This window comes from Rhodococcus sp. NPDC059179 (assembly GCF_042754885.1).
GTDB lineage: Bacteria > Actinomycetota > Actinomycetes > Mycobacteriales > Mycobacteriaceae > Rhodococcus_G.
The window spans coordinates 177,014-201,711 of sequence record NZ_JBHZBV010000006.1 but is presented as its reverse complement, the minus strand read 5'-3'; the positions used below and the strand labels follow the sequence as shown (position 1 = coordinate 201,711).

Annotated in this window: 26 protein-coding genes and 1 riboswitch; of the genes, 7 read left to right on the top strand and 19 right to left on the bottom strand. The window is 69.5% G+C overall.

From position 1 onward, the window contains the following. Positions 1-116: 116 nt before the first annotated feature. The 6 genes from ACFXMV_RS14980 to ACFXMV_RS14955 all read right to left on the bottom strand — a co-directional run bounded on the left by ACFXMV_RS14980 (position 117) and on the right by ACFXMV_RS14955 (position 6,212). A complete protein-coding gene (locus ACFXMV_RS14980; RefSeq protein ID WP_378503613.1) occupies positions 117-1,769 on the bottom strand; it encodes an AMP-binding protein in 1,653 nt (550 codons plus the stop codon). After that, entirely contained in the window at positions 1,766-2,536 is a 771-nt protein-coding gene (locus ACFXMV_RS14975) for an SDR family NAD(P)-dependent oxidoreductase (RefSeq protein WP_378502333.1), read from the bottom strand. The genes ACFXMV_RS14980 and ACFXMV_RS14975 overlap by 4 nt, the downstream gene beginning before the upstream one ends. Before the next feature lie 46 nt (positions 2,537-2,582). After that, positions 2,583-3,683 (bottom strand): hypothetical protein, encoded by a 1,101-nt coding sequence (locus ACFXMV_RS14970; protein ID WP_378503612.1) that lies wholly within the window; start codon positions 3,681-3,683, stop codon positions 2,583-2,585. Then, on the bottom strand, positions 3,680-4,828 hold the full coding sequence (locus ACFXMV_RS14965) for a phosphotransferase family protein (RefSeq protein WP_378502326.1): 1,149 nt from the start codon (positions 4,826-4,828) through the stop codon (positions 3,680-3,682). Before ACFXMV_RS14965 ends, ACFXMV_RS14970 begins: the two co-directional genes overlap by 4 nt. 99 nt (positions 4,829-4,927) lie before the next feature. Then, positions 4,928-5,404: a pyridoxamine 5'-phosphate oxidase family protein gene (locus tag ACFXMV_RS14960; protein WP_378503611.1), complete on the bottom strand. Its 477-nt coding sequence runs from the start codon at positions 5,402-5,404 to the stop codon at positions 4,928-4,930. Between the two features lie 43 nt (positions 5,405-5,447). Further along, positions 5,448-6,212, bottom strand: coding sequence for an enoyl-CoA hydratase-related protein (locus ACFXMV_RS14955; RefSeq protein WP_378503610.1), 765 nt, complete (start codon positions 6,210-6,212; stop codon positions 5,448-5,450). Between the two features lie 244 nt (positions 6,213-6,456). Between ACFXMV_RS14955 and ACFXMV_RS14950 the strand changes: the two genes are divergently transcribed. Further along, entirely contained in the window at positions 6,457-7,065 is a 609-nt protein-coding gene (locus tag ACFXMV_RS14950; RefSeq protein WP_378503609.1) for a TetR/AcrR family transcriptional regulator, read from the top strand. A gap of 8 nt (positions 7,066-7,073) precedes the next feature. Here ACFXMV_RS14950 and ACFXMV_RS14945 read toward each other — a convergent pair whose 3' ends face one another. The 6 genes from ACFXMV_RS14945 to ACFXMV_RS14920 all read right to left on the bottom strand — a co-directional run bounded on the left by ACFXMV_RS14945 (position 7,074) and on the right by ACFXMV_RS14920 (position 12,712). After that, positions 7,074-8,183, bottom strand: coding sequence for a hypothetical protein (locus ACFXMV_RS14945; protein ID WP_378498382.1), 1,110 nt, complete (start codon positions 8,181-8,183; stop codon positions 7,074-7,076). A 163-nt stretch (positions 8,184-8,346) separates the two neighbouring features. After that, complete coding sequence (locus ACFXMV_RS14940; protein ID WP_378498381.1) at positions 8,347-9,678, bottom strand: DUF5933 domain-containing protein; 1,332 nt, start codon at positions 9,676-9,678, stop codon at positions 8,347-8,349. 32 nt (positions 9,679-9,710) lie between these two features. Then, entirely contained in the window at positions 9,711-10,835 is a 1,125-nt protein-coding gene (locus tag ACFXMV_RS14935) for a glutamate--cysteine ligase (protein WP_378503608.1), read from the bottom strand. 109 nt (positions 10,836-10,944) lie between these two features. Then, entirely contained in the window at positions 10,945-11,610 is a 666-nt protein-coding gene (locus ACFXMV_RS14930) for a superoxide dismutase family protein (RefSeq protein WP_378498386.1), read from the bottom strand. A gap of 173 nt (positions 11,611-11,783) precedes the next feature. Further along, positions 11,784-12,347, bottom strand: a complete 564-nt coding sequence (locus tag ACFXMV_RS14925; RefSeq protein ID WP_378498379.1) for a LytR C-terminal domain-containing protein — start codon at positions 12,345-12,347, stop codon at positions 11,784-11,786. Positions 12,348-12,385: 38 nt separating this feature from the next. Then, positions 12,386-12,712 carry a DUF3263 domain-containing protein gene (locus ACFXMV_RS14920; RefSeq protein WP_378498378.1) on the bottom strand — a complete coding sequence of 109 codons (327 nt, stop codon included), beginning with the start codon at positions 12,710-12,712 and terminating at the stop codon, positions 12,386-12,388. 213 nt (positions 12,713-12,925) lie between these two features. On the opposite strand from ACFXMV_RS14920, the gene ACFXMV_RS14915 reads away from it, so the two are divergent. The 3 genes from ACFXMV_RS14915 to ACFXMV_RS14905 all read left to right on the top strand — a co-directional run bounded on the left by ACFXMV_RS14915 (position 12,926) and on the right by ACFXMV_RS14905 (position 15,362). Further along, on the top strand, positions 12,926-13,516 hold the full coding sequence (locus ACFXMV_RS14915; RefSeq protein ID WP_378503607.1) for a peptide deformylase: 591 nt from the start codon (positions 12,926-12,928) through the stop codon (positions 13,514-13,516). Then, positions 13,509-14,468: a GNAT family N-acetyltransferase gene (locus ACFXMV_RS14910; protein WP_378498376.1), complete on the top strand. Its 960-nt coding sequence runs from the start codon at positions 13,509-13,511 to the stop codon at positions 14,466-14,468. Before ACFXMV_RS14915 ends, ACFXMV_RS14910 begins: the two co-directional genes overlap by 8 nt. A gap of 78 nt (positions 14,469-14,546) precedes the next feature. Further along, on the top strand, positions 14,547-15,362 hold the full coding sequence (locus ACFXMV_RS14905; protein ID WP_378498375.1) for an exodeoxyribonuclease III: 816 nt from the start codon (positions 14,547-14,549) through the stop codon (positions 15,360-15,362). Here the strand turns inward: ACFXMV_RS14905 and ACFXMV_RS14900 are convergent. Continuing rightward, positions 15,359-16,033, bottom strand: a complete 675-nt coding sequence (locus ACFXMV_RS14900; RefSeq protein ID WP_378498374.1) for a hypothetical protein — start codon at positions 16,031-16,033, stop codon at positions 15,359-15,361. The two genes, ACFXMV_RS14905 and ACFXMV_RS14900, sit on opposite strands and share 4 nt — an antisense overlap. Positions 16,034-16,225: 192 nt before the next feature. Between ACFXMV_RS14900 and ACFXMV_RS14895 the strand changes: the two genes are divergently transcribed. Continuing rightward, positions 16,226-17,395 carry a methyltransferase gene (locus tag ACFXMV_RS14895; protein ID WP_378498373.1) on the top strand — a complete coding sequence of 390 codons (1,170 nt, stop codon included), beginning with the start codon at positions 16,226-16,228 and terminating at the stop codon, positions 17,393-17,395. A gap of 21 nt (positions 17,396-17,416) precedes the next feature. On the opposite strand, the gene ACFXMV_RS14890 is transcribed toward ACFXMV_RS14895, so the two are convergent. The 3 genes from ACFXMV_RS14890 to ACFXMV_RS14880 all read right to left on the bottom strand — a co-directional run bounded on the left by ACFXMV_RS14890 (position 17,417) and on the right by ACFXMV_RS14880 (position 19,096). After that, positions 17,417-18,076: a hypothetical protein gene (locus tag ACFXMV_RS14890; protein WP_378498372.1), complete on the bottom strand. Its 660-nt coding sequence runs from the start codon at positions 18,074-18,076 to the stop codon at positions 17,417-17,419. A gap of 161 nt (positions 18,077-18,237) precedes the next feature. After that, a complete protein-coding gene (locus ACFXMV_RS14885; RefSeq protein ID WP_378498385.1) occupies positions 18,238-18,615 on the bottom strand; it encodes a GNAT family N-acetyltransferase in 378 nt (125 codons plus the stop codon). A gap of 148 nt (positions 18,616-18,763) precedes the next feature. Beyond that, positions 18,764-19,096, bottom strand: coding sequence for a GNAT family N-acetyltransferase (locus ACFXMV_RS14880; RefSeq protein ID WP_378498371.1), 333 nt, complete (start codon positions 19,094-19,096; stop codon positions 18,764-18,766). A 232-nt stretch (positions 19,097-19,328) separates the two neighbouring features. Further along, a riboswitch (TPP riboswitch) is annotated at positions 19,329-19,451 on the top strand. Here ACFXMV_RS14880 and thiC point away from each other — a divergent pair. Both thiC and thiD read left to right on the top strand, forming a co-directional pair. Beyond that, complete coding sequence (gene thiC / locus ACFXMV_RS14875; protein ID WP_378498370.1) at positions 19,443-21,089, top strand: phosphomethylpyrimidine synthase ThiC; 1,647 nt, start codon at positions 19,443-19,445, stop codon at positions 21,087-21,089. It overlaps the preceding riboswitch by 9 nt. A 10-nt stretch (positions 21,090-21,099) precedes the next feature. Beyond that, on the top strand, positions 21,100-21,939 hold the full coding sequence (gene thiD / locus ACFXMV_RS14870) for a bifunctional hydroxymethylpyrimidine kinase/phosphomethylpyrimidine kinase (protein WP_378498369.1): 840 nt from the start codon (positions 21,100-21,102) through the stop codon (positions 21,937-21,939). A 56-nt stretch (positions 21,940-21,995) separates the two neighbouring features. On the opposite strand, the gene ACFXMV_RS14865 is transcribed toward thiD, so the two are convergent. The 3 genes from ACFXMV_RS14865 to ACFXMV_RS14855 all read right to left on the bottom strand — a co-directional run bounded on the left by ACFXMV_RS14865 (position 21,996) and on the right by ACFXMV_RS14855 (position 24,608). After that, entirely contained in the window at positions 21,996-22,175 is a 180-nt protein-coding gene (locus ACFXMV_RS14865; RefSeq protein ID WP_378498368.1) for a hypothetical protein, read from the bottom strand. Positions 22,176-22,222: 47 nt separating this feature from the next. Next, positions 22,223-22,987, bottom strand: coding sequence for an adenylate/guanylate cyclase domain-containing protein (locus ACFXMV_RS14860; RefSeq protein WP_378498384.1), 765 nt, complete (start codon positions 22,985-22,987; stop codon positions 22,223-22,225). A gap of 139 nt (positions 22,988-23,126) precedes the next feature. Further along, a complete protein-coding gene (locus ACFXMV_RS14855; RefSeq protein ID WP_378498367.1) occupies positions 23,127-24,608 on the bottom strand; it encodes a M28 family peptidase in 1,482 nt (493 codons plus the stop codon). Positions 24,609-24,698 lie beyond the last annotated feature (90 nt).

The window sequence follows — 24,698 nt, the reverse complement described above, 5'->3', positions numbered from 1 at the left end:
CCTCCTCCCCCCCTTCCCCCCTTGGGTCCTCCACCCCCCCCCCCCCCACCCCCTCCCCCCCCGGGGGGGGGGCGCGTTATACCCCCCCCCCCCCCCCCCCCACTTCGTCCGTCCGGTCAGACGCGCCGGAGCGCTTCCTGCCCGCAGAGCTGCTCGTACGCGGCCGCGTCCGCATCCGTCATCGGACGCAGATCGTCGTTCCGCTCGGGACGCCACCACACCGGATCGCTGACGCGCCAGCGATCCTGACGCAGCTGCCTGCGCAGCACCTTGGAGGTCGCCGTGGTGGGAACCTGACACACGCGGACGAAGCCCGGCGCCCACTTCGGCGAGAAGTCCGGTTGCCCGCTCAGGAACTCGTCGAAGGCCGCCGCATCGAAGTCGGCGGGATCGACACCGTCCCGGAGCTGCACGGCGACCATCGCGCGATCGCCGACCACCGCGTCGGGCACCGCATACACGCCCGCCAGCACCACGTCGGGATGCCGGTACACCAGCTCCTCGATCTGCGCCGACGCGATGTTCTCGCCGTCGACCCGGAGCCAGTCGTCGTCGCGGCCCGCGAACCAGAAGTACCCCTGTTCGTCGCGGTACGCGAGATCGCCGGTCCAGAGGATCCCGTGGCGGACCCGCTTGGCGTCCGCCTCCGGGTTCTTCCAGTACCCCTCGAAGCTCGCGGCACCGGCGGTGTTGACCATCTCGCCGATGGCCTCGTTGGCGTTGAGTAGCGACCCGTTCTCGTCGAACACCGCACGGACACATTCGGTGACGGTCGCGGGGTCGTACACCCGCATGGTCTCCGACGCGGCCACCCCGAGGCAGCCGCGCGGCATGTCGACCGTGCGGTAGATCCCGACGCCGCCTTCGGTGGAGCCGTACCCGTCGTTGACCTGGCAGCCGAATCGCGCCGCGAACCGGTCGATGTCGTCGTTCGCCGCTTCGTTGCCCATCACGATGCGCAGCGTCGTGTCCGAATCGTCCGGCGATTCGGGCGCGGTCAGGAGGTAGGCGAGCGGCTTGCCCACGTAGTTGAAGTGGGTGACGCCGTAGCGCCGCACCGTGGACACGAACCGCGACACCGAGAAGCGCGCGACGACCGTCGCCGAGCCGCACGCGAGGGCAGGCAGCCAGCCCTGGTTGATCGCCCCGGCGTGGAACCACGGCATGCTCACGAGGCTGACGGTGTCCGGGCCGTGGCCCGCGAATCCCGTCACCAGATCCACCATCGAGACGATGCGCCCGTGCGTGCAGACGCACGCCTTGGGGGCGCTGGTGGATCCGGACGTCAGAATCAGCATCGCGACGTCCTGCGGTGTCACCTCCACGTCCGGAATCGACGCACCGCGGTACGGTGCGATCACCGAATCATGTTCGGGTGCATCGACATCGATGCACCGACCGGCGCCGAGACCGTGATCGAGTGCGCGCAACTCCTCCGCGTACCGATCCTCGGTGATCACCAACTGGCAGTCCGTGTGGCGGATGTCCCGCGCGAGGTCGGGACCGCGGCGGGTGCTGTTCAGCCCCACCATGGTCGCCCCGGCCAGCGCGCAGGCGCCAATCCAGATCGGGAACTCGACGCGGTTGTCCATCAGGATCCCGACATGGAACGGACCGGTCGTGCGTTGCGCCAGCAGGAACTGCGCGCGCTCCGCGCACAGGTCGACGAACTCGCGGTACGTCCACTGCCGATCGCCCTCGTAGAGTGCGATGTTGTCGTCCTCGGCGCGCCGGCGGACCAGCTCGGCGATGGTGCTTGTCGCCGTCATGCCAGGACACCTCCGTCGGCCTGCAGGATGACACCGGTGGTGTAGCTGGTGACGTCGGACGCGAGCATCAGTGCCGTCCTGGCAATCTCCTCAGGCAGGCCGGCCCGCTTGATCGGGCTGATCTTGAGGAACATCTCGCGGCGCTCGGGATCGTTCAGGGTGTGATCCCCCATCAGCGTCGCTATCACACCGCACGAGATCGCATTGACACGGACACCGGCCGGACCGAGCTCCCGCGCGAAGTTGCGGGTCATCGTGTTCAACGCGGCCTTGGAGATGCAGTACGTACCGATCTCCGGCTGCGCCTGAAGGGCCGAGGTGGTGCTGATGTTGACGATCGAGCCGCCTCGTCCACGCTCCGCCATCGCCTTGCCGAGTGCCGCACTGAGGAAGAACGGGCCCTTGAGGTTGACGTCCATGACCTTGTCCCACAACGCTTCCGTCGTGTCGACGAGCGGCTTGCCGTTCGGCGGGCTGATGCCTGCGTTGTTGACCAGGATGTCCACTTCGAGCTCACGCGCAGCGAGTTCGCGCACCAGCGCCCGCACGTCCTCCTGCTTGCCCATGTGAGCCGCGATCGCGTGGGCGCGGCCGCCGGCGGCATTGATCTTCTCCGCCACCTGGTCGAGCTCATCCTGCTTGCGCGACACCAGCACCACCTCGGCACCGTGCTCGGCGAACAGTTCGGCGATCGACAGACCGATGCCACGCGAACTTCCGGTGATCAGAGCGGTCTTTCCCTCGAGGGACAGGTCTACCACTGTCATGAGAATTCCCCTTACTGAAAGGTATTGCGTTACGGCACTGGGGCGCTCAGGGCGCCATGTCGAGCCAGCCGACGAACCCGGAGGGATCGTGGCGGCCCATGACGGCATGCTCGAACATTCCCCAGCCCTCTTGTCCGTTGCACGTCGCGCGGGCGATGTGATCGATGGTTCCGTAGGGCAGCTTGCCGACGATCGCGGGTTCCGTGAGGTCATATACGGACGACGAGCTCCAGTTCCGTCCGCGCCACTGACCGTGGGTCCAGTCGGTGTCGCCGCCGTAGCCGGCGCCGACGTTGAGGGCGACGAACCCGATCGTGTCGATATCGACGACGAGCGGCTCACCGGACGGCGTGGTCAGGTGCAGGCGCGCACTCTCCGGATGGCGAGTCCCGCTGCGGTAGTCGATCTCGATGCGGGGCCAGCCGAGCTGTTCGACGCGGCCGTCCGGGAAGATCCTGGTCGCGTGGTTGAGGGTGCGGTGCCCGTCGGGGCTCTCCTGCACGATGACCATCAGGGCGAAGTCCTCGAAGCGGAGCGGCACGTATGTCCACCAGTGTCCACCGGTGGGCTCGTCCGCCATGCGGCCCTGCGGATCCGCCTCGCCGACGGGACGGATACCCCAGGAACGGTCCCGGCTACCGGTCCACACCGCCGGGTCGACGACCAGATCCTCGCCGCCCACACTCAACGTGCCTGCCCAGCTGCCGACCTGCGCGAAGCGAGTCGCGTCGAGGATGGCACGCGGTCCCGCCATGAGCATGTGGTGTTCCTCGAGCACGGAGTCGAACGCGCCCTCCCACGTCATGTCGAGGGACAGGTCTTCGTGCTCGCAGATCACCCGAATCGTCTGCAGCGGCTTGACGACCTCGATCCGGTAGCCGCCGACCGCGGCGTCCGTCGAGCGCTGGTCGTGGGCGTCCGAGAAGCGGACCGCGGTCTGACTGCCACCGCGGCGCACAGTCGCGAAGGCGTCGACGACGCCGAGGTTCGGGTACACGCCAAGGCCGGTGACGAGGAAGACGTCGCCGGTGCGATCGTGGGCGTTGAAGTAGCAGCGGTCGTAGAAGTTCCGGTCGCTGGTGGCGACGTGCGCCATCGACAACGGAGCCTGGTGGACCGGGAACTCGTCGAGCGGAACCGGCTTCATTTCTTCTCCCATTCGTAGGTTTCGTCGATCAGCTGCGCAAGCATGCGGTGGTGCATCACGTACTCGTCGGGGTTCTCGGGAACCTCCACCTCGCCGAAGTGGATCCGGCGGCGTTCGATCTGCGACATCACGATTCCGTGCCGCAGCGCCGCGTAAGCGAGGTAGAAGTCGAGGTCACGCAACTCCACGCCCGTGGTCTGCTCGTACTGCGAAACCACGTCGGCGCGGGTGAACATCGCGGGCAGCCCCGGCATCGAGAACTGCTCGGCCATGTCCTGGAACATGCGGTGGAAGAAGATGAACCAGCCCAGGTCCAGCTCACGCGGGGCCAGAACCGCAGACTCCCAGTCCAACACCGCGGCAGCATCGGTGCCGTCGTACATGATGTTGCCGATGCGGGCATCGCCCCAGCACAGGACATCGGGCGACGGATCCTCCGGCCAGTTCTGCTCGAGCCAGTCGAACGCCTTCTCCAGGATGGGAATCCGCAACCCGTCCTCGCGCCTGGTCCACTCGTAGTAGGACCGCTCGTTCTCGAAGTGCAGGCGCAGCGCCGACTCCCCCTCGGCGACCGCGAGCGACGGCACCGCGGACTCCGGGTTCTCGATGGCGTGGACGTTCGCGAGAACCTCGACGCTTGCCGCCTGCATCCGGGCCCGCGCATCGGCGTCCAGCTCGTGCAGCCAGCCGCCGAACACGTACGGCGGATTGTCGACGGGTACGGCACCCGAGACCCGGTCCATCACCAGGAAGGGGTTTCCCAGCGCCTCGCTGGAGGTCTCCACCCACCGCACCCGCGGGGCCCGGACGTTGCTGCGCTCGCGCACCGCAGCCATGACGTCAAACTGGTGCCGCAGGTCGTAACCCGGGAAGACGGGGAACGCGGTGGCCTCGGGAGCGAGACGGGCGACCAACTCGGCCGTGTGATCGACACCGTCGACCGTCCAGTCCAGATCGAAAAGCACCGACACACTCGACATTCCCGAGTGTCCGGGCCGCGACAGGTTGTACACGCGCGGCTCACTGCCCACGCCGAGCTGTTTGCTCAACCATCCGACCAGTCGAGCCCGAAGATCATCCAGGTTCGTCTCGGTGGTCGTGATGTTCGCCTCGACACCTTCTGGCATCACACTTTCGGCGGTCATGCTGATACCTCCGTTCTTCTCGTTGTGTATTGACGGCCTCGGCCTCGGCTGAGTCACTGTCCCGGCCCGGCTGAGGCGTCGAGATCGGGTGACGGTCAGCTAGCGAGACCACTGCTGCAGCGCAGCGTTCTTTCGGAAGTCCCAGCTGACGATCTCGTCGGCCTTGATTCGTAGCCACGCGTGTCGGCCGTCGGCCATGAAGTGATCGCCGCCCATGTACTTGCGGGCAAAGAGCAACTCCGCATTCGCCACCCGATCGTCGGGCTCGGACGAACGGGGCACCTCGCCAACGACCTCGGCGTTGCCGCTGATCTCTACGCCGCGCAGCTCGTGGAACTGCTCGCCTGCGTCGATCACGATCGCGACCCGCGCGTCACGACGCAGGTCGGCCCACCGCTTGCTCCGCACGATGGAATTGAGCCACAGGGATTCTCCGTCCCAGACGAACCACAGCGGCGCCACGTGCGGGCGTCCGTCCGGCGCGGTGGTCGCCACCCGACATGTTCGCTCGGCCGCGAGGAACTCGTTCGCCTCGTCGACGCTCATCGCGATGGCCCTACCTCTACGTTGCGTCATCCCGACCTCTCGAAAGATGTTGTTTCCACTGCCTGTTTCGAGCTCACCGCCCCCGCCAGACCGGCCTACGCCGTTCGGCGAACGCCTCGATGCCCTCTCGAAAGTCGTCTGAGCTCATCACCTCGCCGAGCGCCTCCTCGGTGACCTTCCAACCGACGGAATCGATTTCCGCGCCGAGCGCACGCAACGCACTCAGGCTCGCGCGCACCGCGACAGGAGACGCCTCGCACACCCGCCCCGCCAGCACGATCGCCTCGTCGAGGGCGCGACCGGGCTCGGCGACGGTGTTGACGACGCCGAAGTGGTGCGCGCGATCGGCATCAAGCGTCCGACCCGTGATCAACAGTTCACGGGCCACGTTCACGGGGAGGGCGCGCGGCGCGCGGAACAGCGCGCCCGAGCTGGCGACCAGTCCCCGGCTGGTTTCCGGCAGTCCGAACTGCGCGGTGCGTCCGGCGACGATCAGGTCGCACGCCAGGGCCAGTTCGAAGCCACCTCCGAGTGCATAGCCCTCGACGGCGGCGATCAGCGGCTTGTTCCGCGGCCGTCGAATGAGGCCATACTCGCCTCCGTGAGGCATCCGTAGGTCCGCTCGCTCCCGGATGTCCGTGCCGGCCGAGAAGATGCCTCGGGTACCTGTCAGCACGCCGACCCACAGATCGGGGTCGTCCTCGAGCAGGTCGAATGCGGCTTCCAACCCCTCGGCGACCTCGAGGTTGATCGCGTTGCGCCGCTCCTCACGCTCGATGCGTACGACCAGGATTCGACCATTGCGCTGCCACTCGACTACGCCCACAGCATCCTCCATTCGAGATTTCCGCGCTGTTCCTCACCCCGACGAATCGTTCGTCATCGGAGGACGTTGCGTTGCAATTTATAGACTCGAAGCTAAAGATAGACGCTAGTCTATGAATTCGGGGGGATTCGCGGATCCCGGCTTGCCGACCCCGGAGTCCGGACGCAGGGCATCCAACCCACCGACAGATAGGGTCGCTGTGGAGTCACGAAGCGCGGCGGTGCCGGGAAACAACACAGTGGAGTCACGGGAGTCGATGGACGAGTACAAGGCGCTCAGCCGCCGCGAGCGGAACAAGCACGAGACACGCGTTCGCTTGATCACCGCGGCCCGCACGCTGTTTGCCGAACGTGGCGTCGGCGGGACCACGATCGATGACATCGCCGAGACCGCGGACGTCTCCCGTGCGACGTTCTTCAACTACTTCCAGAGCAAGGACTCGGTCCTCGCGGCGCTGCACGCCAGTCACATGACGGCGTTGTCGGGCGTGATCGACCGCATCCTCGATCAGGACCTGACGACCGCGGAAAGGATCCGCCTCGTCTTCGACGACGTCGTCCAGGCGACATACCGGTTCCCCGGCTACCTACGGGCCGTGACCGGGGAACTCGAGCGAGACCTGGCGAGTCCGGAAGTGAGCGTCGAACGAACCGAGCGTTTCAACGACGAGATCCTGCGCATCCTCGAGCCGGGCCTGCATCGCGGCGAGGTCCGCACCGACTACCCGCTCCGGTTCCTGGCGCAAATGGTCGCCGCGGTCTATGTGTCGGTGATCCGGTACTGGCGACAAGATCCCGACTACGAGCTCGAGGTCGGCTTCGGAAACGCCGCACGGTTCGTGGCCGAAGCCCTCGCCCCACGCTGACCCCAGGGTCAGCGGCCGCACGGGTCGGCGGGCGACACCCCAGGCGCTCCCGACGTTCCCGGTGCCCCCGGCACACCCGACGCGCCGGGCCCACGGGTCGACGGCCGTTCCGCCGGCTCCGGCTGCGACGGGTCGGGGTCACTGACCAACCGCACCGAATACCGGAGCTCGCCCGCACGCCAGGCCGCCGGCGCGGTGGTGGGTCCGGGCGAGGGCGCGCCGACCCGCGCACACGGATCGCCGGGATGTCCGGGCGGGCCGGGCGACGTCAGCTCGGCGACGTCGATCGGTTCGGGTGTGGTCGGCGCGACCGGTCCCTGCGTCGACGTCGGCGTCGCCACCACGGCCGCGAGACCGGTGAGCAGGACGGCGACGACCGCGGCCGCGCCTGCGAGCAGCCGGCCCTTGGGGAGTGCCTTCGCCTCCCCCTGCGGCGACGCGAACGCGGCAGGCACGGAGGTCTGGTCCGCCGCCGCGCTGATCGCCGCGCCGGTCGCGAGATGCCATCGACCGGCATACGGAACGACGGCGGCCAGGCCCAGCGCGCCTGCCGCGGTACGGATCACGCTCGCGTCGGAGGGCCGGATCCCGAGCACGACGACGACGGCTCGGCCGCGCGGGGCACCCGACCGCATCTCCTCCAGCAGCGCGGTGGTGGCGGCCACGTCGGTGAACGTCCCCGCGGTCACCCGCTCGACGCCTGCCTGTGCCGCACCGGACCGCAGGTCGACCGCGTGGGCGAGGACCTCGCCCGGCCACTCGGCCAGGACGAGCGCGGTCCTGGCGGCGGCCAACTCCGGCATCGAGCGCAGGAAGGCCAGCCGGGCCTCGGCCGCACCGACCACCGCGACGGGGGGCAGTCCGTCGCGGCGCAGCTGCGCCTCGATCGCGACCGCCGCCGCCGGGTCCGCCGCGACGACGCCGACCGCCACCGGATCCAGGCCGATGTGCCTGGCCCGGTCCACCATCTGGCCGACGGCCGAGGTTGCCCGCCCGACATCGTCGCCACCGCGGTCCTCGAAGCGGCTGTCCACCGGCCCGAGGCCGGGCACGTCGGCGTCGACGAGGACCGCCCGCACGCCCTCCTTGCCGAGGGTCACACCCACCGACTCCCGCACACGTCCTCCACTGGGTCCCGTCGACAGCGGCTCGCAGGTAACGGAAGTGACGCATGTGGTTTGCGGCCCCCCGAACTTCCTCACGCAGTCCGTCGAATCGAGGTCACCGTAGCGGACCGAACCCTTGGCCCGCAGCCGCACCCCGCCACGGGCGAGCGATCCGCTAACTCGCGACGCTCACCGGCACCGTGTCGGCCTCGACCCGACCGCCCCACCGCCCGAGCGCGGATCCCGGCGCGGCGAAGAAGCTCGCGTAGAAGGCGACCACCACCACGGCCATCACGCCGAGGATCAGCGGACCGAAAAGCACGGGGTACTCGGCGATCTCGACCGCCAGGTACCGGTAGCCGAGGAGCAGTGCGGCGAACGCGACCGCCCCGCCGACCACGAGCCGCACCCGGAAGCGCGCCCAGCCGCGCTCGGGATCGCGCAGCGCCGCCTCCAGGGTCAGGCAGAGCACCACACCCGCGACCAGGTCGACGCCGTAGTGGTAGCCGAAGCCGAGCGTGGCCATCAGCGTGCCCACCAGCCAGAAGGCGCCGCCCCAGCGCAGCCACCTCGGGCCACCCCTGGAATGGATGAAGATCGCCAGGGCCCAGGCGGTGTGCAGGCTCGGCATGCAGTTGCGTGGCGCGGGACTGTCGAACGGGATCGCCGCCGGGTCGACGATGGACGGCACCACGTTCGGCCAGTAGTTGCCGAGCTGGGAACCCTCACCGGCGGTGCCGAACGCGAAGTCCGGGCCGACCACCGGGAAGAGCACGTAGAACAGCGGGCCGATGAGCCCGATCAACAGGAAGGTGCGCACCAGGTAGTGCGACGGCCAGCCGCCTCGCAGCTGATACAGCGCGACCACGATCGCCGCGACCGGCAGCTCGATATAGACCCAGTGCAGCACCCCGTAGCCGACGCCGCCGAGCGAGTCGACCACGCCGCCCATCACCCAGGACGGATTGCCCAGTGCCCGGTCCGCCAGCAGCAGGTACTCGTCGAGCACCAGCGGCCTGGTCAGCACGGTGATCTGCAGCCAGACGTCGCCGACCTTGGTGGCCAGGATCAGCAGGGCGCCGAGCCCGACGCCGTGCAGCGCGCTGCGACGCTGCTCGCCGGTCCAGCGCACCGCCGCGTAGAGCCCGATCCCGGTCAGCACGAGGGTGGGGCCGTTCCCGATGGCCACCGGACCGTCGAGCAGCAGCCGGCCGACGGCGAAGATCAGATCGAGGGCGACCGCGATGACCAGCGCGCGGATCCGCTGCCGGTTCGTGAGCCCGACCAGGGCGAGCGCGAACCCCGCCCACGGCAGCGACATCGACTTGGGGGTACCGACGAAATCCTTGGCCAGGCTGTGCAGCGGGCCCTCGAAGCCGAACCGCAGCGCGACCAGTTGCAGTGCGATCAGCGTCGCGACGAGCACGACGCCTGCCGAGATGAGGATGGGGTGCGACCGCAGCGAGTATCGACCGGCCCCGGGGACCGGCGAGTCGTTGATCAGCACCGGTACATAGTAAACGGAGCGTGAACGGGGTCTTACGTGTCGAGCTCGTTCACCAGCGAATCGACGACCAGCGTCAGGTCGCCGTCGGACGCCGCGGCCACCTGACGCTGCCGGAGGTAGGACGCGCCGCGTCGGGGGATGTCGGCCACCCGCGCCAGCTCGTCGGCGCAGCCGAGCGACCTCGCCACCGGCGCCAATTGCTCGAGCAGATCGTCCAGGTCATCGGTGACGAGCCGCTCGTTGCTGTCGGCGTCGAGGATGATCTCCGCGTCGAGCCCGTACCGCGCGGCCCGCCACTTGTTCTCCTGCACGTGCCACGGCGGCATCCCCGGCAGCTCGTCGCCTGCATCGAGCCTGCGGTCGAAATACACCACCAGGCAGTGAATGAGGGCCACAATTGCGCCGAGCTCGGTCCTGGTGGAGATGCCGTCACAGACCCGCACCTCGATGGTGCCCCACTGCGGCGCGGGCCTGATGTCCCAGTGCAGCCCGCCGAGCTTGTCGATGACACCCGTCTTGAGCTGGTCGTGGGCGAATCCCTCGAACTGCGACCAGGTTTCGAACTGGAACGGCAGTCCGGCAGTGGGCAACTGCTGAAACATCAACGCGCGGTTGCTGGCGTACCCGGTGTCCACGCCGGTCCACATCGGCGACGAGGCCGAAAGTGCAAGCAGGTGAGGGTACTTCACGAGAAGTGCGTTGAGGATCGGGAAGACTCGCTCGGCCGAGGACACCCCGACGTGCACGTGCACGCCCCAGATCAGCATCTGCCTGCCCCACCACTGGGTGCGCTCGATCATCTCGTCGTAGTGCGGGCTGCGGGTCAGCTGCTGGGTGGACCACTCCGCGAACGGGTGCGTGCCCGCGCAGAACAGGTCGACGCCGAGCGGATCGGAGACCCTGCGCACCAGGTGCAGGGTCTCGCTCAGGTCGTCGATCGCCTCGCCGACGGTGTCGCAGATCCCGGTGACCAACTCGACGGTGTTGCGCAACAACTCCTTGTGCAGGCGGGGTGTCTCACCGCCCGCGAGGGAATGCGCCGCGTCAAATATCTGCCCCGCGGTGTTCGAGAGATCGCGCGTGGTCTTGTCGACCAGGGCGATCTCCCACTCCACGCCGATTGTCGGCCGGGGTGAACCGGCGAAGTGGACTCCCACGCTACGAATCCAACCACAGCAAACGGACCGTCGCCGCCACGGGGACCCGGCGCCGGAAACGAGACGAACCCCCACCGCGACGGTGAGGGTTCGTGTCGAGTTGCGGGTCCTACTCGATGATGCCGCAGGCGACGCGGCCGCCGGCGTCACCGGTGGCCAGCGTGGTCTGATCCGGAACCGGAGCGTTGTCCGGCAGGGTGTAGCGGTTCGGGATGTTGCCGAAGTTGTCCGCGCCGGCGTGCACGACGATCGCGGTGCCCTTGCCGTGGTTGCGCAGGTCCTCGAGGGTGAAGGCGTCGGTGCTGGTGACCAGCTCCGCGGAGCCGTCCTCGCGCACATGCAGGGAGGTCAGGTCGCCGCTCGCGGGGTGCCCGGTGTGCCCCTCCGCCTGGAAATGTCCACCCGCGGAAAGGAAGTCACCGGGCGCACCGCCGGACGGTGCCACCGAGTTCGCCTCACACTTGGCGACCTCGTGCACGTGCAGGCCGTGGAAGCCGGGTGTGAGGTGCTCCGCCTCGACGGAGACCTGGACGAACCCGTTGCCGTCGGTGAACCGGACGGTGCCGACCTCGGCACCCTTCGCGTCCTTGAGTTCGACGTCGACCTGGTCCTGCACGGCCGTCGACGCGCCGCCGTGGCCACCTTCAGCGGCTGCGCCGTGGCCTGCGGCCGGTGCGGCCGCGCCCGTCCACACCGCAGGCGTGGTGCCGGGGACATCGCTCGGCTCCTGACCGTTGGAGCACGCGGTGAGGCCAACGGCCGCTACCGCGACCATCGGGGCGACGACGCGCCAGGACGCGCGGGCGGGACGGCGTGCGTTCTCGGCACCGCCGAGGTGCGAGTCGCGTCGGGTAAGCAGGGCCATCAAACCGCTCCTTCTAGATGGGCTGGAAGTGAACTGATCATAGACAGGCGAGCGGATCGGCCGTCCGCCCCCTCGGACATGCCCTACGGGGCGGTGACGATCACGATGACGCCGGGCGAGGCGCTGACGATGCCCGCGAACCGCGGTTCGGCTGTCACTCCCAGCGTCGCGGCGATCTCCGTCGCGGCCTGCTTCTCCGCAGGCGACGAGGCCGAGTAGAAGACGGTGGTCGTGCTCACCGAGCCGTCGCTGTAGTTGCCGGTCTCGCCGACCGTCCAACCGTCGGACTCGAGCGTCGTCGCGGTCTTCGCGGCCAGGCCGCTCACCGTGCTGTTGTTGAGAACCCGGACCGGCACAGCCGACTTGTCCAGGATGGGCGCGGTCGTGCTGGTGACGGCGGTCGTGGTGGTCGCGGCGGCTGTGGTCGGCGCGATCGCGGCCGGCGGCCGCGCCGAGGTGACCGGGCTGGCGCCGTTGCCCGCCACCCGCGCCACGCTCGACGTGGTCTCGGGCTGCGGCGACTCGGAATCGGAATCGGAACCGGACAGCGACATGGCGCCGATGCCGGCGAAGGCGATCGCGAGCGCAATCAGGACCATCGCGAACGCACGAAGCGGCGGTCCGCTCGGCTGCTCGGGGGTGCTCACTCCAATGACCTTAGAGGCCGCGCCGCGTCCGTCGACACCTAGGTGATGTCGAATCCGAGGCGGCGGGCGGCGCGCGCCTTCTGCCTGCTCGCCCGCAGGCGGCGCAGCCGCTTGACCAACATCGGGTCGGCCGCGAGGGCCTCCGGACGGTCGACCAGCGCGTTCAGCACCTGGTAGTAGCGGGTCGCGGACATGTCGAAGAGTTCCTTGATGGCCTCTTCCTTGGCGCCCGCGTACTTCCACCACTGGCGCTCGAAGGACAGGATGTCGTGGTCCCGGCGGGTCAGTCCGTCCTCGCCGATCTCGTTCGCGTCCTGCGGGTCGGTCTGCTCGGAATTCCGGTTACGCGCCGCTGCCCCGTCCATCTCACTCCCTCAACTTCGAGCTCTCGCCCAACGCCACTGCTCATGCGTGATGCATCGAAACCAAAGTTCCCCGGCCACCCGGCTGGCTTCACATGACCGGGCAACGAATTACATATCTGTTCTTCTCAAGATTATTCAACCACGATCCGCTCGGGGCCGACCTGGTTGCGGTGCTGGCGCGTCGCGTCGGGCCGCCCCACTATCCTTGATCAAATGGCAATACTTCCGATCCGGATCGTGGGCGATCCGGTGCTCCACGAGCCCACGCGGCCCGTCACCCAATCGCCGGCGGAGATCGCCGAACTGATCGGTGACATGTACGAGACGATGGACGTCGCGAACGGTGTCGGCCTCGCGGCAAATCAGGTCGGTGTCGCGCTGCGTCTGTTCGTCTACGACTGCCCCGACATCGACGCCGACGGGAACTCGATCCGTCGGCGCGGCGCCGTGGTCAACCCGGTACTCGAGACCTCGGAGATCCCCGAGACCATGCCGGACCCCGACGACGACGAAGAGGGCTGCCTCTCCGTGCCCGGCGAGCAGTTCCCGACCGGCCGCGCCGAGTGGGCCAAGGTGACCGGTACCGAGGCCGACGGTTCGCCGGTCGAGATCGAGGGCACCGGGTTCTTCGCCCGGATGCTCCAGCACGAGGTCGGACACCTCGATGGGTTCCTCTACGTCGACATGCTGATCGGCCGCAACGCCAGGGCCGCGAAGAAGACCATCAAGCGCGCCGGCTGGGGCGTCCCGGGCCAGAGCTGGGTCCCGGGCACCGTCGAGGATCCGTTCGGCCACGATGACTGACATCGTGCTCGGAAGCCGGGTGGTGCTGCGATACAAGCTGCCGCCCGGCTATCCGCAGCCGCTGACCGACATCATCGGGGAGTTGGTGTCGCTCACCCCCGCCGTCGTCGTCCGCGCTCCGGACGGGCGGGTGGTCCAGGTCGTCCCCGACCAGGTCGTCGCGCTCAAGTCGATCGGTGCCCGGCCGATCCTGAGCCGGGAGATCCGCGCGCTCGAACTGGCAGCAGCCGACGGCTGGCCCGGCCTCGAGCAGAGCTGGATCAATGGGTGGCTGGCCCGCTCCGGTGGCGGGTTCACCGGCCGGGCCAACTCCGCGTCCCCGCTCGGCAAGGCGGACCGGATCGGCGACCTCTACAGCGGCGACACCCTCGAGAGACTGCAGAAGTGGTACGCCGACCGCGACCAGCCGCTGCGGCTGCTGCTGCCGGATCGGCTCGGCAACGCCCCCGACGACTGGGAGACCTCCGACGAGGTGCTGGTGATGGCCGCGGAAATCGCGAACCTCACGCTGCCCGACGGGGAATCGCTCGTCACCGTCTCCGGCGAACCGGACGATCAGTGGCTGCCGTTGTACGACCACAACGGTGCCGCTCTGCCGGACTGCGCGCCGGAGGTGCTCGGGGCGGTACGCGACGGTGAGCTCGGCTTCGGCCGGCTCGGCAGCCCGAGCACCGAACTGCTCGCGATCGCCCGCGCCGCCGTGACCGAGGCCCCCGACGGCAGGCGCTGGGTCGGCCTGAGCGCGGTGGAGGTGGCGGCCGCCCACCGTCGGCGCGGACTCGGGATGTTGATTTGCGCGGAGATGATCCGCTGGGGCCGGGACCGGGGCGCGACGCACGCGTACATCCAGGTGGTCGCCGACAACGAGGCGGCGATCGCGCTGTACCGGACCATGGGGATGCTCGACCACCACCGGTACCGCTACGCGGCCGCGCCTGGCACCGCCTGGTAACCCACCGGCATCCGCGCGACGACGGCGCCCTCCAGACCGACCGGAGGGCGCCGTTGCCGTCGCACTAGGCTGCCTTCAATGCGACTGGCGACGTGGAATGTGAACTCGGTGCGGGCCCGGACGGATCGGGTCGTGGACTGGCTGACGCGGACCGACACCGACGTGCTGGCGATCCAGGAAACCAAGTGCCGCGACGACCAGTTCCCCACGGAACGGTTCACCGACCTCGGCTACGAGGTGGCCCACGTCGGGCTTAGCCAGTGGAACGGCGTCGCGATCATCTCCCGCGTCGGGCTCGAGGACGTGCAGGTCGGCTTCGAGGGGCAGCCCGGCTTCGCCAAGCAGGCCGCCGACAGCCTGGACATCGCGACCCCGGTGGTCGAGGCCAGGGCCATCGGCGCCACCTGCGGCGGGGTCCGGGTGTGGAGCCTGTACGTGCCGAACGGCCGCGAGCTGAGCGATCCGCACTACGCGTACAAGCTGGACTGGCTGGCGACCTTGCGCGACGACGCCGCCAAGTGGCTGGCGCAGGACCCGAACGCGCAGATCGCGTTGGTCGGTGACTGGAACGTCGCGCCCACCGACGAGGACGTCTGGGACCCGGCGCTGTTCGAGGGCAAGACGCACACGTCGCAGCCGGAGCGGGACGCCTTCTTCGCCTTCGAGGAGGCCGGGTTCGTCGACGTCGCCCGTCCGTTCACCCCCGGCCCCGGCGTGTACACCTACTGGGACTACACCCAGCTGCGATTCCCCAAGCGTCAGGGCATGCGGATCGACTTCGCCCTCGGCTCCCCCGCGCTGGCCGAGCGGGTCTCCGGGGCCGCCATCGACCGCGAGGAGCGCAAGGGCAAGGGCGCAAGCGATCACGCCCCGGTCGTGGTCGAGCTGGACTAGCCGGAGACGCGGCGAGCGCGCAGCAGTTCGGCGGCCAGCCACAGCGCCCCCGCCGCCACGAGCACCCCGTGCGCGACCCGCATCCACGGGCTGCCGAAGAACTGCGGGATGAACAGGACGAACCCGACCGCGAGCGGGACCCCGCTCCATCGCGCCAGCACCCCGGAACGCCAGATCCCCACCGCCGCGGCGACCGCGCCCGCGGCGACCAGCAGCAGCCCCGTCGCGAACATGGTCATCTGGGTGCCGCCGCCACGAACGTTGTCGACCAGGTCGAGCAGCTCCGGGGTCCCCGCCGCGACCGCGCGTCCGCCGATCGCGTGCAACCCGAAGTCCTCGGCGCCGTAATAGGGCAGGGTCAGGCCGACCCCGACCCAGGTCAGTACCGTCGCGGCGACGCCTGCGCGATTCCCGTCAGTGCCGCGGAGGATCTCGCGTAGTGCCTGCACGGCGAGTCCGAGCAGCAGGAACCCGATCATCCCGAAGAAGTGCGCCGCGACCCACGCGCCGGACGCATAGGCCCGGGCGCCCTCCATGGTGGCCTGGTTCAGGTAGTCCGAGTAGGGCCGGACCGCGGGGTAGAGCAGGAACAGCACCCCTGCCGCTCCGAACGACGCCGCGGCCGCCGCCCGTGCGCGGTCGGTGCCCACCCGCTGTGCTGTGTCGACCATGTTCGCCTCCTCACTCGCGAGAGCAGCGCTCTCTCTTACGAGCAGTGTTCACCATGGCGGCCGAGAAAACAAGAGCAGTGCTCTCCAATTTCGGGGCGTTCGTCCGACCGGTCTACGATTCATCCACCGTGTCCGCCCGATCCGGGCGTGCTTCGCAGGCGTCGCGCCGCCCCCATCGCAAGGAGTCCGCCCGTGGAGACCCCGCGCGACCAGCTCGACCACATCGAGGTCGAATGGCTCGAGGACGGCGAACGCCGCTCGGCGCCGTGGCGGACCAACAGCAGCGGCAAGCCGCCGAAGAAGGTCGAGACCGCGGGCGACGAGCTGCGCGCCGACGACGCGCTGCGGCTGGCGTCCGAGGGCACCGCGATGCTCTGGCGCGGCGACTTCCTCGGCGCCAGGCAGCTCCTCGACGCGCTCAAGCGCCGGCTCGACCGCCTGCAGGTCAAGCCGGATCCCGACCTCGCCGTCACCTTCCACCGGCATCGGCAGGCCAAGGCGCACCGCACCCGCATCCTGAGCATGATCCTGATCGAGCTCGACGCGGACTTCGGCATCGATCTCCGCCGCGCCCCCGACATCCGGGAGGCGTGCCGTGAGGCGTACGGCGACGCGACCGGGCCGAGCGTGGTCTCGCTGCAGGAGCTGCTCGGGGCGGTCGGGGCGCACGAGTGGCGGCGGCGCGGCGTGATGATCCCGGCTCTGGACGCGCGGATCCACCCGCACTACGGCGTGTTCGCCCCCACCAGGAACGAGTACGTCGACCTGGTCGCGCAGGCGCAGTTACCCAGCACCGGAACGGCGTTCGACCTCGGCACCGGGACCGGTGTGCTCGCCGCCGTGCTGGCGCGGCGGGGCGTCGGACGGGTGGTCGCCACCGACATCGAACCGCGCGCGGTGGCCTGCGCGACGGACAACCTGCAGCGGCTCGGCCTCGCCGACCGGGTGGAGGTGATCCGCACCGACGTCTACCCGACGGGCCGGGCCGACCTGGTGGTGTGCAACCCGCCCTGGGTACCAGCCGCGCCGACGTCGTCAATCGAGCTGGGCGTGTTCGACCGCAAGGGGCACATGCTCACCGAATTCGTCCGGGGCCTGCCGGACCATCTCAACCCCGGCGGCGAGGGCTGGCTGGTGCTCTCCGATCTGGCCGAACGCCTCGGCCTGCGGACAAGGGCGCAGCTGACGGACCAGTTCGAGCGGGCCGGACTGACGGTGCTCGGCCGCGCCGACACCCGGCCGCGACACCCGCGCGCGAGCGGGGACCGCAACCCCGATGGTCCCGGCCGGCACGACCCGCTGGCCGCGGTCCGCGCGGCGGAGGTCGTCTCGCTCTGGCGACTCGGGGTCCGCGCGAACTGACTCCGCGCGGACCCGCGGACGCTATCGGACGAGTTGCTTGACCAGGCCGTCCGCGCAGCCACCGGCGAAGCCGGTCACCGCGCCCGAGGCGGCGCCTGCGGCCACCCCACCGACGAGGCCGGCCGGGCCCGCGGCCACTCCAGCGGCGGACGCCGCGGTCACCGCGCCGGTCAGCGCGCCCGCGATGGCGGGCTTCACCCCGGACTTCACGCACTCCTCGGCGAGGGCGCCCACCTGGTTGACGGCCTCCGATGCCACGACGCCGCCGATGGCGATCGTGGTGTCGATGACCGCCGACACCACCTTGCCGCCCTCGGAGATCGAGTAGGTGATGCCCTGGACCGCGCCGTCGACCTCGAGGCGCAGCGGCAGGTTCTCCAGGATCCGGCCCGCCTCGTTGACCGCGGCGATCGCGTTCGTCTGGGTGTCCCGGACGAAGCGCCCGGACTCGAGCTTGATCTGCGCGGTGCTCGCCTCGACCTGGGTCGCGACGAACTTCGCGAGCTCCCGGATCGGGCCCGCCTGCGCGGGCGGCGCGATGCCAACGGAGGCGATCCCGAAGGCCGCCACACCGAGCGCGACGGCCAGCGAGGCCGTCCCAGCCCTGACATCGGACGAGAGCCCGGCCACCCGAGCGGACTTGCACTGGGCGCCCTTGCGCGCAGCGACAACGATCGTCATTCTTCCCCCAGTTACACGGCGCGCCGACACGCGGAGCGATGGCATGCGCCCGTCACCGCCCGGGGCTGGGGAAGTCCAAACCTGTTCGAGATCCCCGTTTTCGAGCCCCGACCGCAACGGGTCAGGGGAAGCATAGGGGCAGTTGCCGCTTTACGGGTGGGCTACGTCGAATTCGGGAAGGGGCTGAAGTCGTCGTCGACGAGCAGGTCCAGTTCCTCGGGGTGGACACCCAGGTAACGCTGCACATATGTGCAGACCGGGCGCAGCCGCCAGCCGCGTTCCCTCGACAGCGCCAGCACGTCGCCGACCAGCACCGCGGCCCAGCCGCGACCGCCGAACTCCTCCTTGACGACCGTGTGCATGAGCGCGACCACCTCACCGCGGCCGCCGGCGAACTCGGTCGACTCCCCCACGCCGCGATAGCCGAGGATGCCGATCAGCTCGTCGCCGACCCAGAGGTCGAAGCGGGAATGCGAGGGGTTGTCCACGACGCGCGCCAGCGCCGGGTTCGCTGGGGCAGGGGCGGGCGCCGTCACCACCGCTGCCGGGACAGGATGCCGCTTGAAAATGTGAGACACCTCACCATGGAAGCAGTCCCGCCCCGGCTGGGTCGCCCGATTTGGGGCCGATGGGGCGATTTGTTGCCCAGTCACCATCCAATCGTGGCCTAATCGGCACCAGAAAGACTCACACCGGGACGATGAGGTCCCGGTACTCGGGGTTGTCGGCGACGAATCGCTGGAGATACGTGCAGACCGGCCGGACCTTCCAGCCGTAGCCGCGCGCCGCGTCGAGGGCGCGGCGCACCATCACCGCCGCGAGTCCCCGATGGCCGAAGTCCTCGACGATCACGGTGTGCATGAACGAGACGATCGGTGTCGCAGCCGATGGCCGCCTCGCCCCGCGCGTGTCCAAGTCGTAATAACCGAGGATGCCGACGAGGTCCCCGTTGAGCCGCAGCTCGAACCGGTTCTGACCTGCATTGTTCGTCACCTCTGCCGTCGGCGATTCCGTGATCATGTACCCGTCTCCTTGCCCGATCCGTAATCACAATGTGATTTCCGCCACTATAGGAGCGGGCCCCGTTCGCCGTGCCCGTTTGCGCCAAGAAGTCCCTGAGACGGATGCACCTGGTGAAACGATCGTCGTCCGGCAAGGCGGAAGAGGAGCCGTATACCGGGTTTGTATCGGCGACGATGACAACGCCGCCGGACGGCGATCGGGCGCCAGGCGCTAGGGTCATCGCGACAACTACACATCCCACGGGGGCTCGCACCAGCGGGCTGAGATGACGGCTAGCTCTTCGAGCGACAGGGCCGTCGACCGTTGAACCTGACCGGGTAATGCCGGCGTAGGGAGAGCACGCATGAGGGACACCTCTGTTTCCGGTACCACCGTCACCACCGGCCCGATCGAGGGCAGCTCCAAGCAGTACCTGAAAATCGATGGCCTGTCGGTGCCCGTCCGCCGAGTCCACCTGACCAATGGCGAGCACCTCGACCTGTACGACACGTCCGGCCCGTACACCGACGCCGACGCACACATCGACCTCGAGGCCGGCCTGCCGAAGACCCGCGACGACTGGGCCAAACCCGATGCGATCGACGGGGCCAGAACCCAGCTGGCCTGGGCCCGGGCCGGGGTCATCACCGCCGAGATGCGCTATTGCGCTGCCCGCGAAGGTGTTTCAGCCGAGATAGTGCGCGAGGAGGTGGCGGCCGGACGCGCCGTCATCCCAGCCAACCACAAGCATCCCGAGTCCGAGCCGATGATCATCGGCAAGCGGTTCCTGGTGAAGATCAACGCGAACATCGGCAATTCCGCGGTCACCTCCTCGATCGCCGAGGAGGTCGAGAAGATGGTCTGGGCCACCCGGTGGGGCGCGGACAACATCATGGACCTGTCAACCGGCAAGGACATCCACCAGACCCGCGAATGGATCCTGCGCAACTCGCCGGTGCCGGTCGGTACCGTGCCGATCTACCAGGCACTCGAGAAGGTCGGCGGCGACCCGACGGCGCTGACGTGGGAGATCTACCGCGACACCGTGATCGAGCAGTGCGAGCAGGGCGTCGACTACATGACCGTGCATGCAGGCGTGCTGCTGCGGTACGTGCCGCTGACCGCCAAGCGCGTCACCGGGATCGTCTCGCGCGGCGGCTCGATCATGGCGGCCTGGTGCCTCGCCCATCACCGAGAGTCGTTCCTGTACACGCACTTCGAGGAGCTTTGCGCGATCCTTCGCGAGTACGACGTGACCTTCTCGCTTGGCGACGGACTGCGCCCGGGGTCCATCGCGGACGCCAACGACGAGGCCCAGTTCGCCGAGCTGCGGACCCTCGGCGAGCTGACCAAGATCGCGAAATCCCATGGCGTGCAGGTGATGATCGAGGGCCCGGGCCACGTCCCGATGCACAAGATCGTGGAGAACGTGCGGCTCGAGGAGGAACTGTGCGAGGAGGCCCCGTTCTATACCCTCGGCCCGCTCGCCACCGACATCGCGCCCGCCTATGACCACATCACCTCGGCGATCGGCGCCGCCATGATCGCGCAGGCAGGCACCGCGATGCTCTGCTACGTGACACCGAAGGAACACCTCGGCCTGCCCAACCGGGACGACGTGAAGGTCGGCGTCATCACGTACAAGATCGCCGCGCACGCCGCCGATCTCGCCAAGCAGCACCCGCGGGCCCAGGAGCGCGACGATGCGCTGTCCAGGGCGCGATTCGAGTTCCGCTGGCGGGACCAGTTCGCGCTGTCGCTTGACCCGGACACCGCCCGCGAGTACCACGACGAGACGCTGCCCGCGGAGCCGGCGAAGACCGCGCACTTCTGCTCGATGTGCGGGCCGAAGTTCTGCTCCATGCGGATCTCCGCGGACGTGCGCGCCTACGCCGAGGAGCACGGCCTGACCGACGCCACCGCGATCGAGGCGGGCATGGCTGCGATGTCGGACGAGTTCACCCGCTCGGGCGCCCAGGTGTACCTGCCGGTCGTTCCGGCCGGTCGATAGGCTCTCACCCGTGAAATTGCTGCCCCTGACCCCGGACGGCCAGACCCCGATCCGCGTCCTCACCATCGCCGGAACCGACTCCGGCGGCGGCGCGGGCATCCAGGCCGACTCCCGCACGATGGCCATGTGCGGCGTGCACGCCTGCGTCGCCGTCGCCGCGGTGACCGTGCAGAACTCGGTCGGGGTGAGCGGGTTCCACGAGATCCCGCCGGAGATCGTCGCCGATCAGGTGCGGTCCGTGGTCGGCGACATCGGGGTCGGGGCGGCCAAGACGGGGATGCTCGCGTCGACCGCGATCATCGAGGCCGTCGCGCAGGTCTGCGGCGAGGTCGGCATCGGGCGTGGGCTGGCGGTGCCGCTGGTCGTCGACCCGGTGTGCGCGTCGATGCACGGCGATCCGCTGCTCCACGCCGAGGCGCTGGACGCCGTCCGGCACACGCTGATCCCGATCGCCTCGCTGGTGACGCCGAACCTCGACGAGGTCCGGCTCATCACCGGGATCGAGGTGGTCGACGACGCCTCGGCCCGCCGGGCGGCGGAGGCCCTGCACGGACTCGGGGCGCAGTGGTCGCTGGTCAAGGGCGGTCACCTGCGCACCTCGACGTCGAGTACCGACCTGCTGTTCGACGGGGACGTGTTCCACGAGTTCACCAGCGAGCGGATCGACACCGGCAACGACCACGGCGGCGGCGACACCCTGGCCGCGGCGATCGCATGCGCGCTGGCGAACGGCTACCCGATGCCCGAGGCCGTCGCGTTCGGCAAGGAGTGGGTGACGCGATGCCTGGCCGCGTCGTACGACCTGGGAGCGGGGCACGGTCCGGTGTCCCCGCTCTGGCGCCTGCACTGACGCGCCAGTGCGCGTCGCCCCTCAAACGGGGGGCGACGCGCACCGCATGCGCACCGTCAGCGCGAGTAGTCCCGGAATGTCATGACTCCGCCGACCAGCACAACCATCACCGCGAGGATGTAGACGGTGACGCGAAACCAGGCGGGCCCGTAGTAACTGACCGCCATCGCCGCACCGAGCGCCGCGAGAATCATCACGACCCCGTAGAAGGGCGTGCGTTGCTCCCTGTCAACCATTCCTCCAGTGTCCGCCGGTGGCACCACGGGTGGCAATGCCGCCGACCTCATTGCGCGTGGAGGGTGAAGATGCGCAGGCCTTCCGGAACCCCGCGCATCGGGGCGGCGAACAGCCCCCGACGGTAGGGCTTGGTCCTGACTCCGAGTTCCTCGATGAAGCCCGGCTCGAGCGCCGCGAGCGTGGCCTCGGAAACGATGACGTTGCCGTCCCCGCCGAGCTCCATCATCCGGGCCGCGACGTTCACGTCCACGCCCAGCCAGTCGGACGCCACCTGACGCGGCGACCCGGTGTGCACGCCGATCCGCATCCGCGGCCGATAGCCAGCCACCTCCACCTCCGCGAGTTGGGCGCGGGCGGCGAACATCGCCTCGAGGGCGCGGTCCGGGCGGGCGAAGACCGCCATCAGCCCGTCGCCCATCCGCTTGACCACCTGGCCGCCGCGGTCCACGATCGGCGCCTCGACCGCCTTCGCGACCTCGCGCAGCAGCTCGAGGGTGACCTCGTCGCCCGCGCCGAGCGACCAGCTCGAGAACCCGATCAGGTCGGTGAAGACGATGGTCACCTCGCGTGGTCCGCGACCGCGGCCGGTCCGCTCGAGCAGCGCCTGCCAGACCTGCAGCGCGCCGAGGCTCACCTCCCGTGAGGCGCCCGGGCCGTCGTCGAGGAACCGGTCCGCCGCCCTGGCCATCGCCCGCACCCCGCCCGGTCCCGCCGTGGACAGCGGGTCACCGAAGGACGGGTCGCCCGGCAGTGCCCGGCGGATCCGGCGGAACGCGTCGACCACCTGGGGTCGGGCGTTGACCCCGCGGATCCATTCGGCGACGGCCGCGGGCGTGCCGCGGCGCGTGGGGTCCCGGTCGCTCGCGTCGGTGGGTTCGACGCCCGGGGTCGAGGGGTCCTCGCTCACGAGCCGAAGTGTAACCCAGAGTTATAGATACAGGCCCGGTCCGTCACTGCCCGGCACCCGATCGCGCCCGTGCGCGGTCCGCGCGCTCGGGGACCCCGTCCGGGCCCTCGATGGAGTTCGCGTACGCGCCCACGCCGAACGCCACCGCGGCCGCGTTCTGCGCCAGCGCCTCCCGGTCCACGTTCGCCAGGGTGTCCTCCCGCGAGTGGTACCCGGGGTCGAAGTCCTCGCCCGCGGTGCCGCCCCACTTCTGCGCCTGCTCCTCGGACTTGCGGTCGTCCGCCCCGCTGTACACCCCGCCGGAGGGTATCCCCATCTCGATGAACGGGCCGTAGTCGGATCGGCCGTCGAAATCCGTTCCGTCCGCGATGATCCCGCGCCACGCCAGGTAGCCGCGGAGGGTTCGCTCGATCGCATCGGAGCCCTCCGGACCCGGCCCGGCACCGGCCAGGTCGGAGTCGTCGCCGTCGAGGGTCAGGTACCCCGCGTTCCGCGAGCCGATCATGTCGAAGTTCAGGTACAGCGCGATGTCCTCGCGTTCGCCTGCGTCGAGCCCCTCGGCGTACCGTTCCGACCCGACCAGGCCCAATTCCTCTGCGCCCCACCAGGCGAAGCGCACCGCGTTCGTCACGTTCGGCGCGCTGCCCAGCCGCAGCGCGGTCTCGAGCACCGCGGCCGACCCGGTGCCGTTGTCGTTGATCCCGGGGCCCTCCTCGACGCTGTCCAGGTGCGCGCCGACCAGGACCACGTTCTCGGTCGACCCGGTCGTGGTCTGGGCGATCACGTTGCGGCTCCTGGCGGTCTCGGTGGCGGCCTCGAGTGTCAGCGACAGCTCCGGCGCGGCCGCGAGCTCCGCGCCCTCGGAGCCGGGCGCACTCACCGCGGGGATCCGCGGATCCGAGTCCTCGCCCAGGGTGCCGCCCGCCAACGGGCCGTCCTCGTTGTTGAACACGACGAGGGCGGCGGCGCCGTGGTCGGCGGCCACCCGTTCCTTCGTCGAGAACGGGCAGACCCCGCGCCGGACCACCACGATCGCGCCGGTGGCGCCCCGCCCGTCATAGTCGGACGCCTCACAGCCGGGGCTCCCGTCGTCCGGCAGGGCGACGGTCCGCGCGGTGATCCCCTCCGGCGGCGTCGCGGGCGAGTACTGCAGGGTGCGCGGGGTGAACTTCCTGTCACCCGCCCTCAGCTCCACCGGTCCGGCGATGAAGCGGTCCAGCTCGAACTCGGGGGTGGACACCTCGAAGCCGGCATCCCGGAGCCGGCCTGCGACGTAGTCGACGCTGGCGTCGTAGCCCTCGGTGCCAGCGGCCCGATTGCCGCCGTGGTCCGTCGCGATCTGCTCGAGCGCCTCCAGGTGCGCGGCGACGGCGTCACCGTCGATGGCCGCCGCAAGCGACTGCCCGTCGACCGGCGGTGCGGGCGGCTGTTCCTCCTCGTCCCGGCCACAGCCGGATACCAGCAGGATCCCGGCCAGTACTGCGGCGGTCAACGCTCCGACTCGTGCCCGAATGGACTGTCGCATTTGCCGAGCGTACTTCGCTCGGGGTCCGGAACGACACAAAAGAACCGTGCGCGATCGGTACCCCGGTCGGGGTACCGATCGCGCACGTGC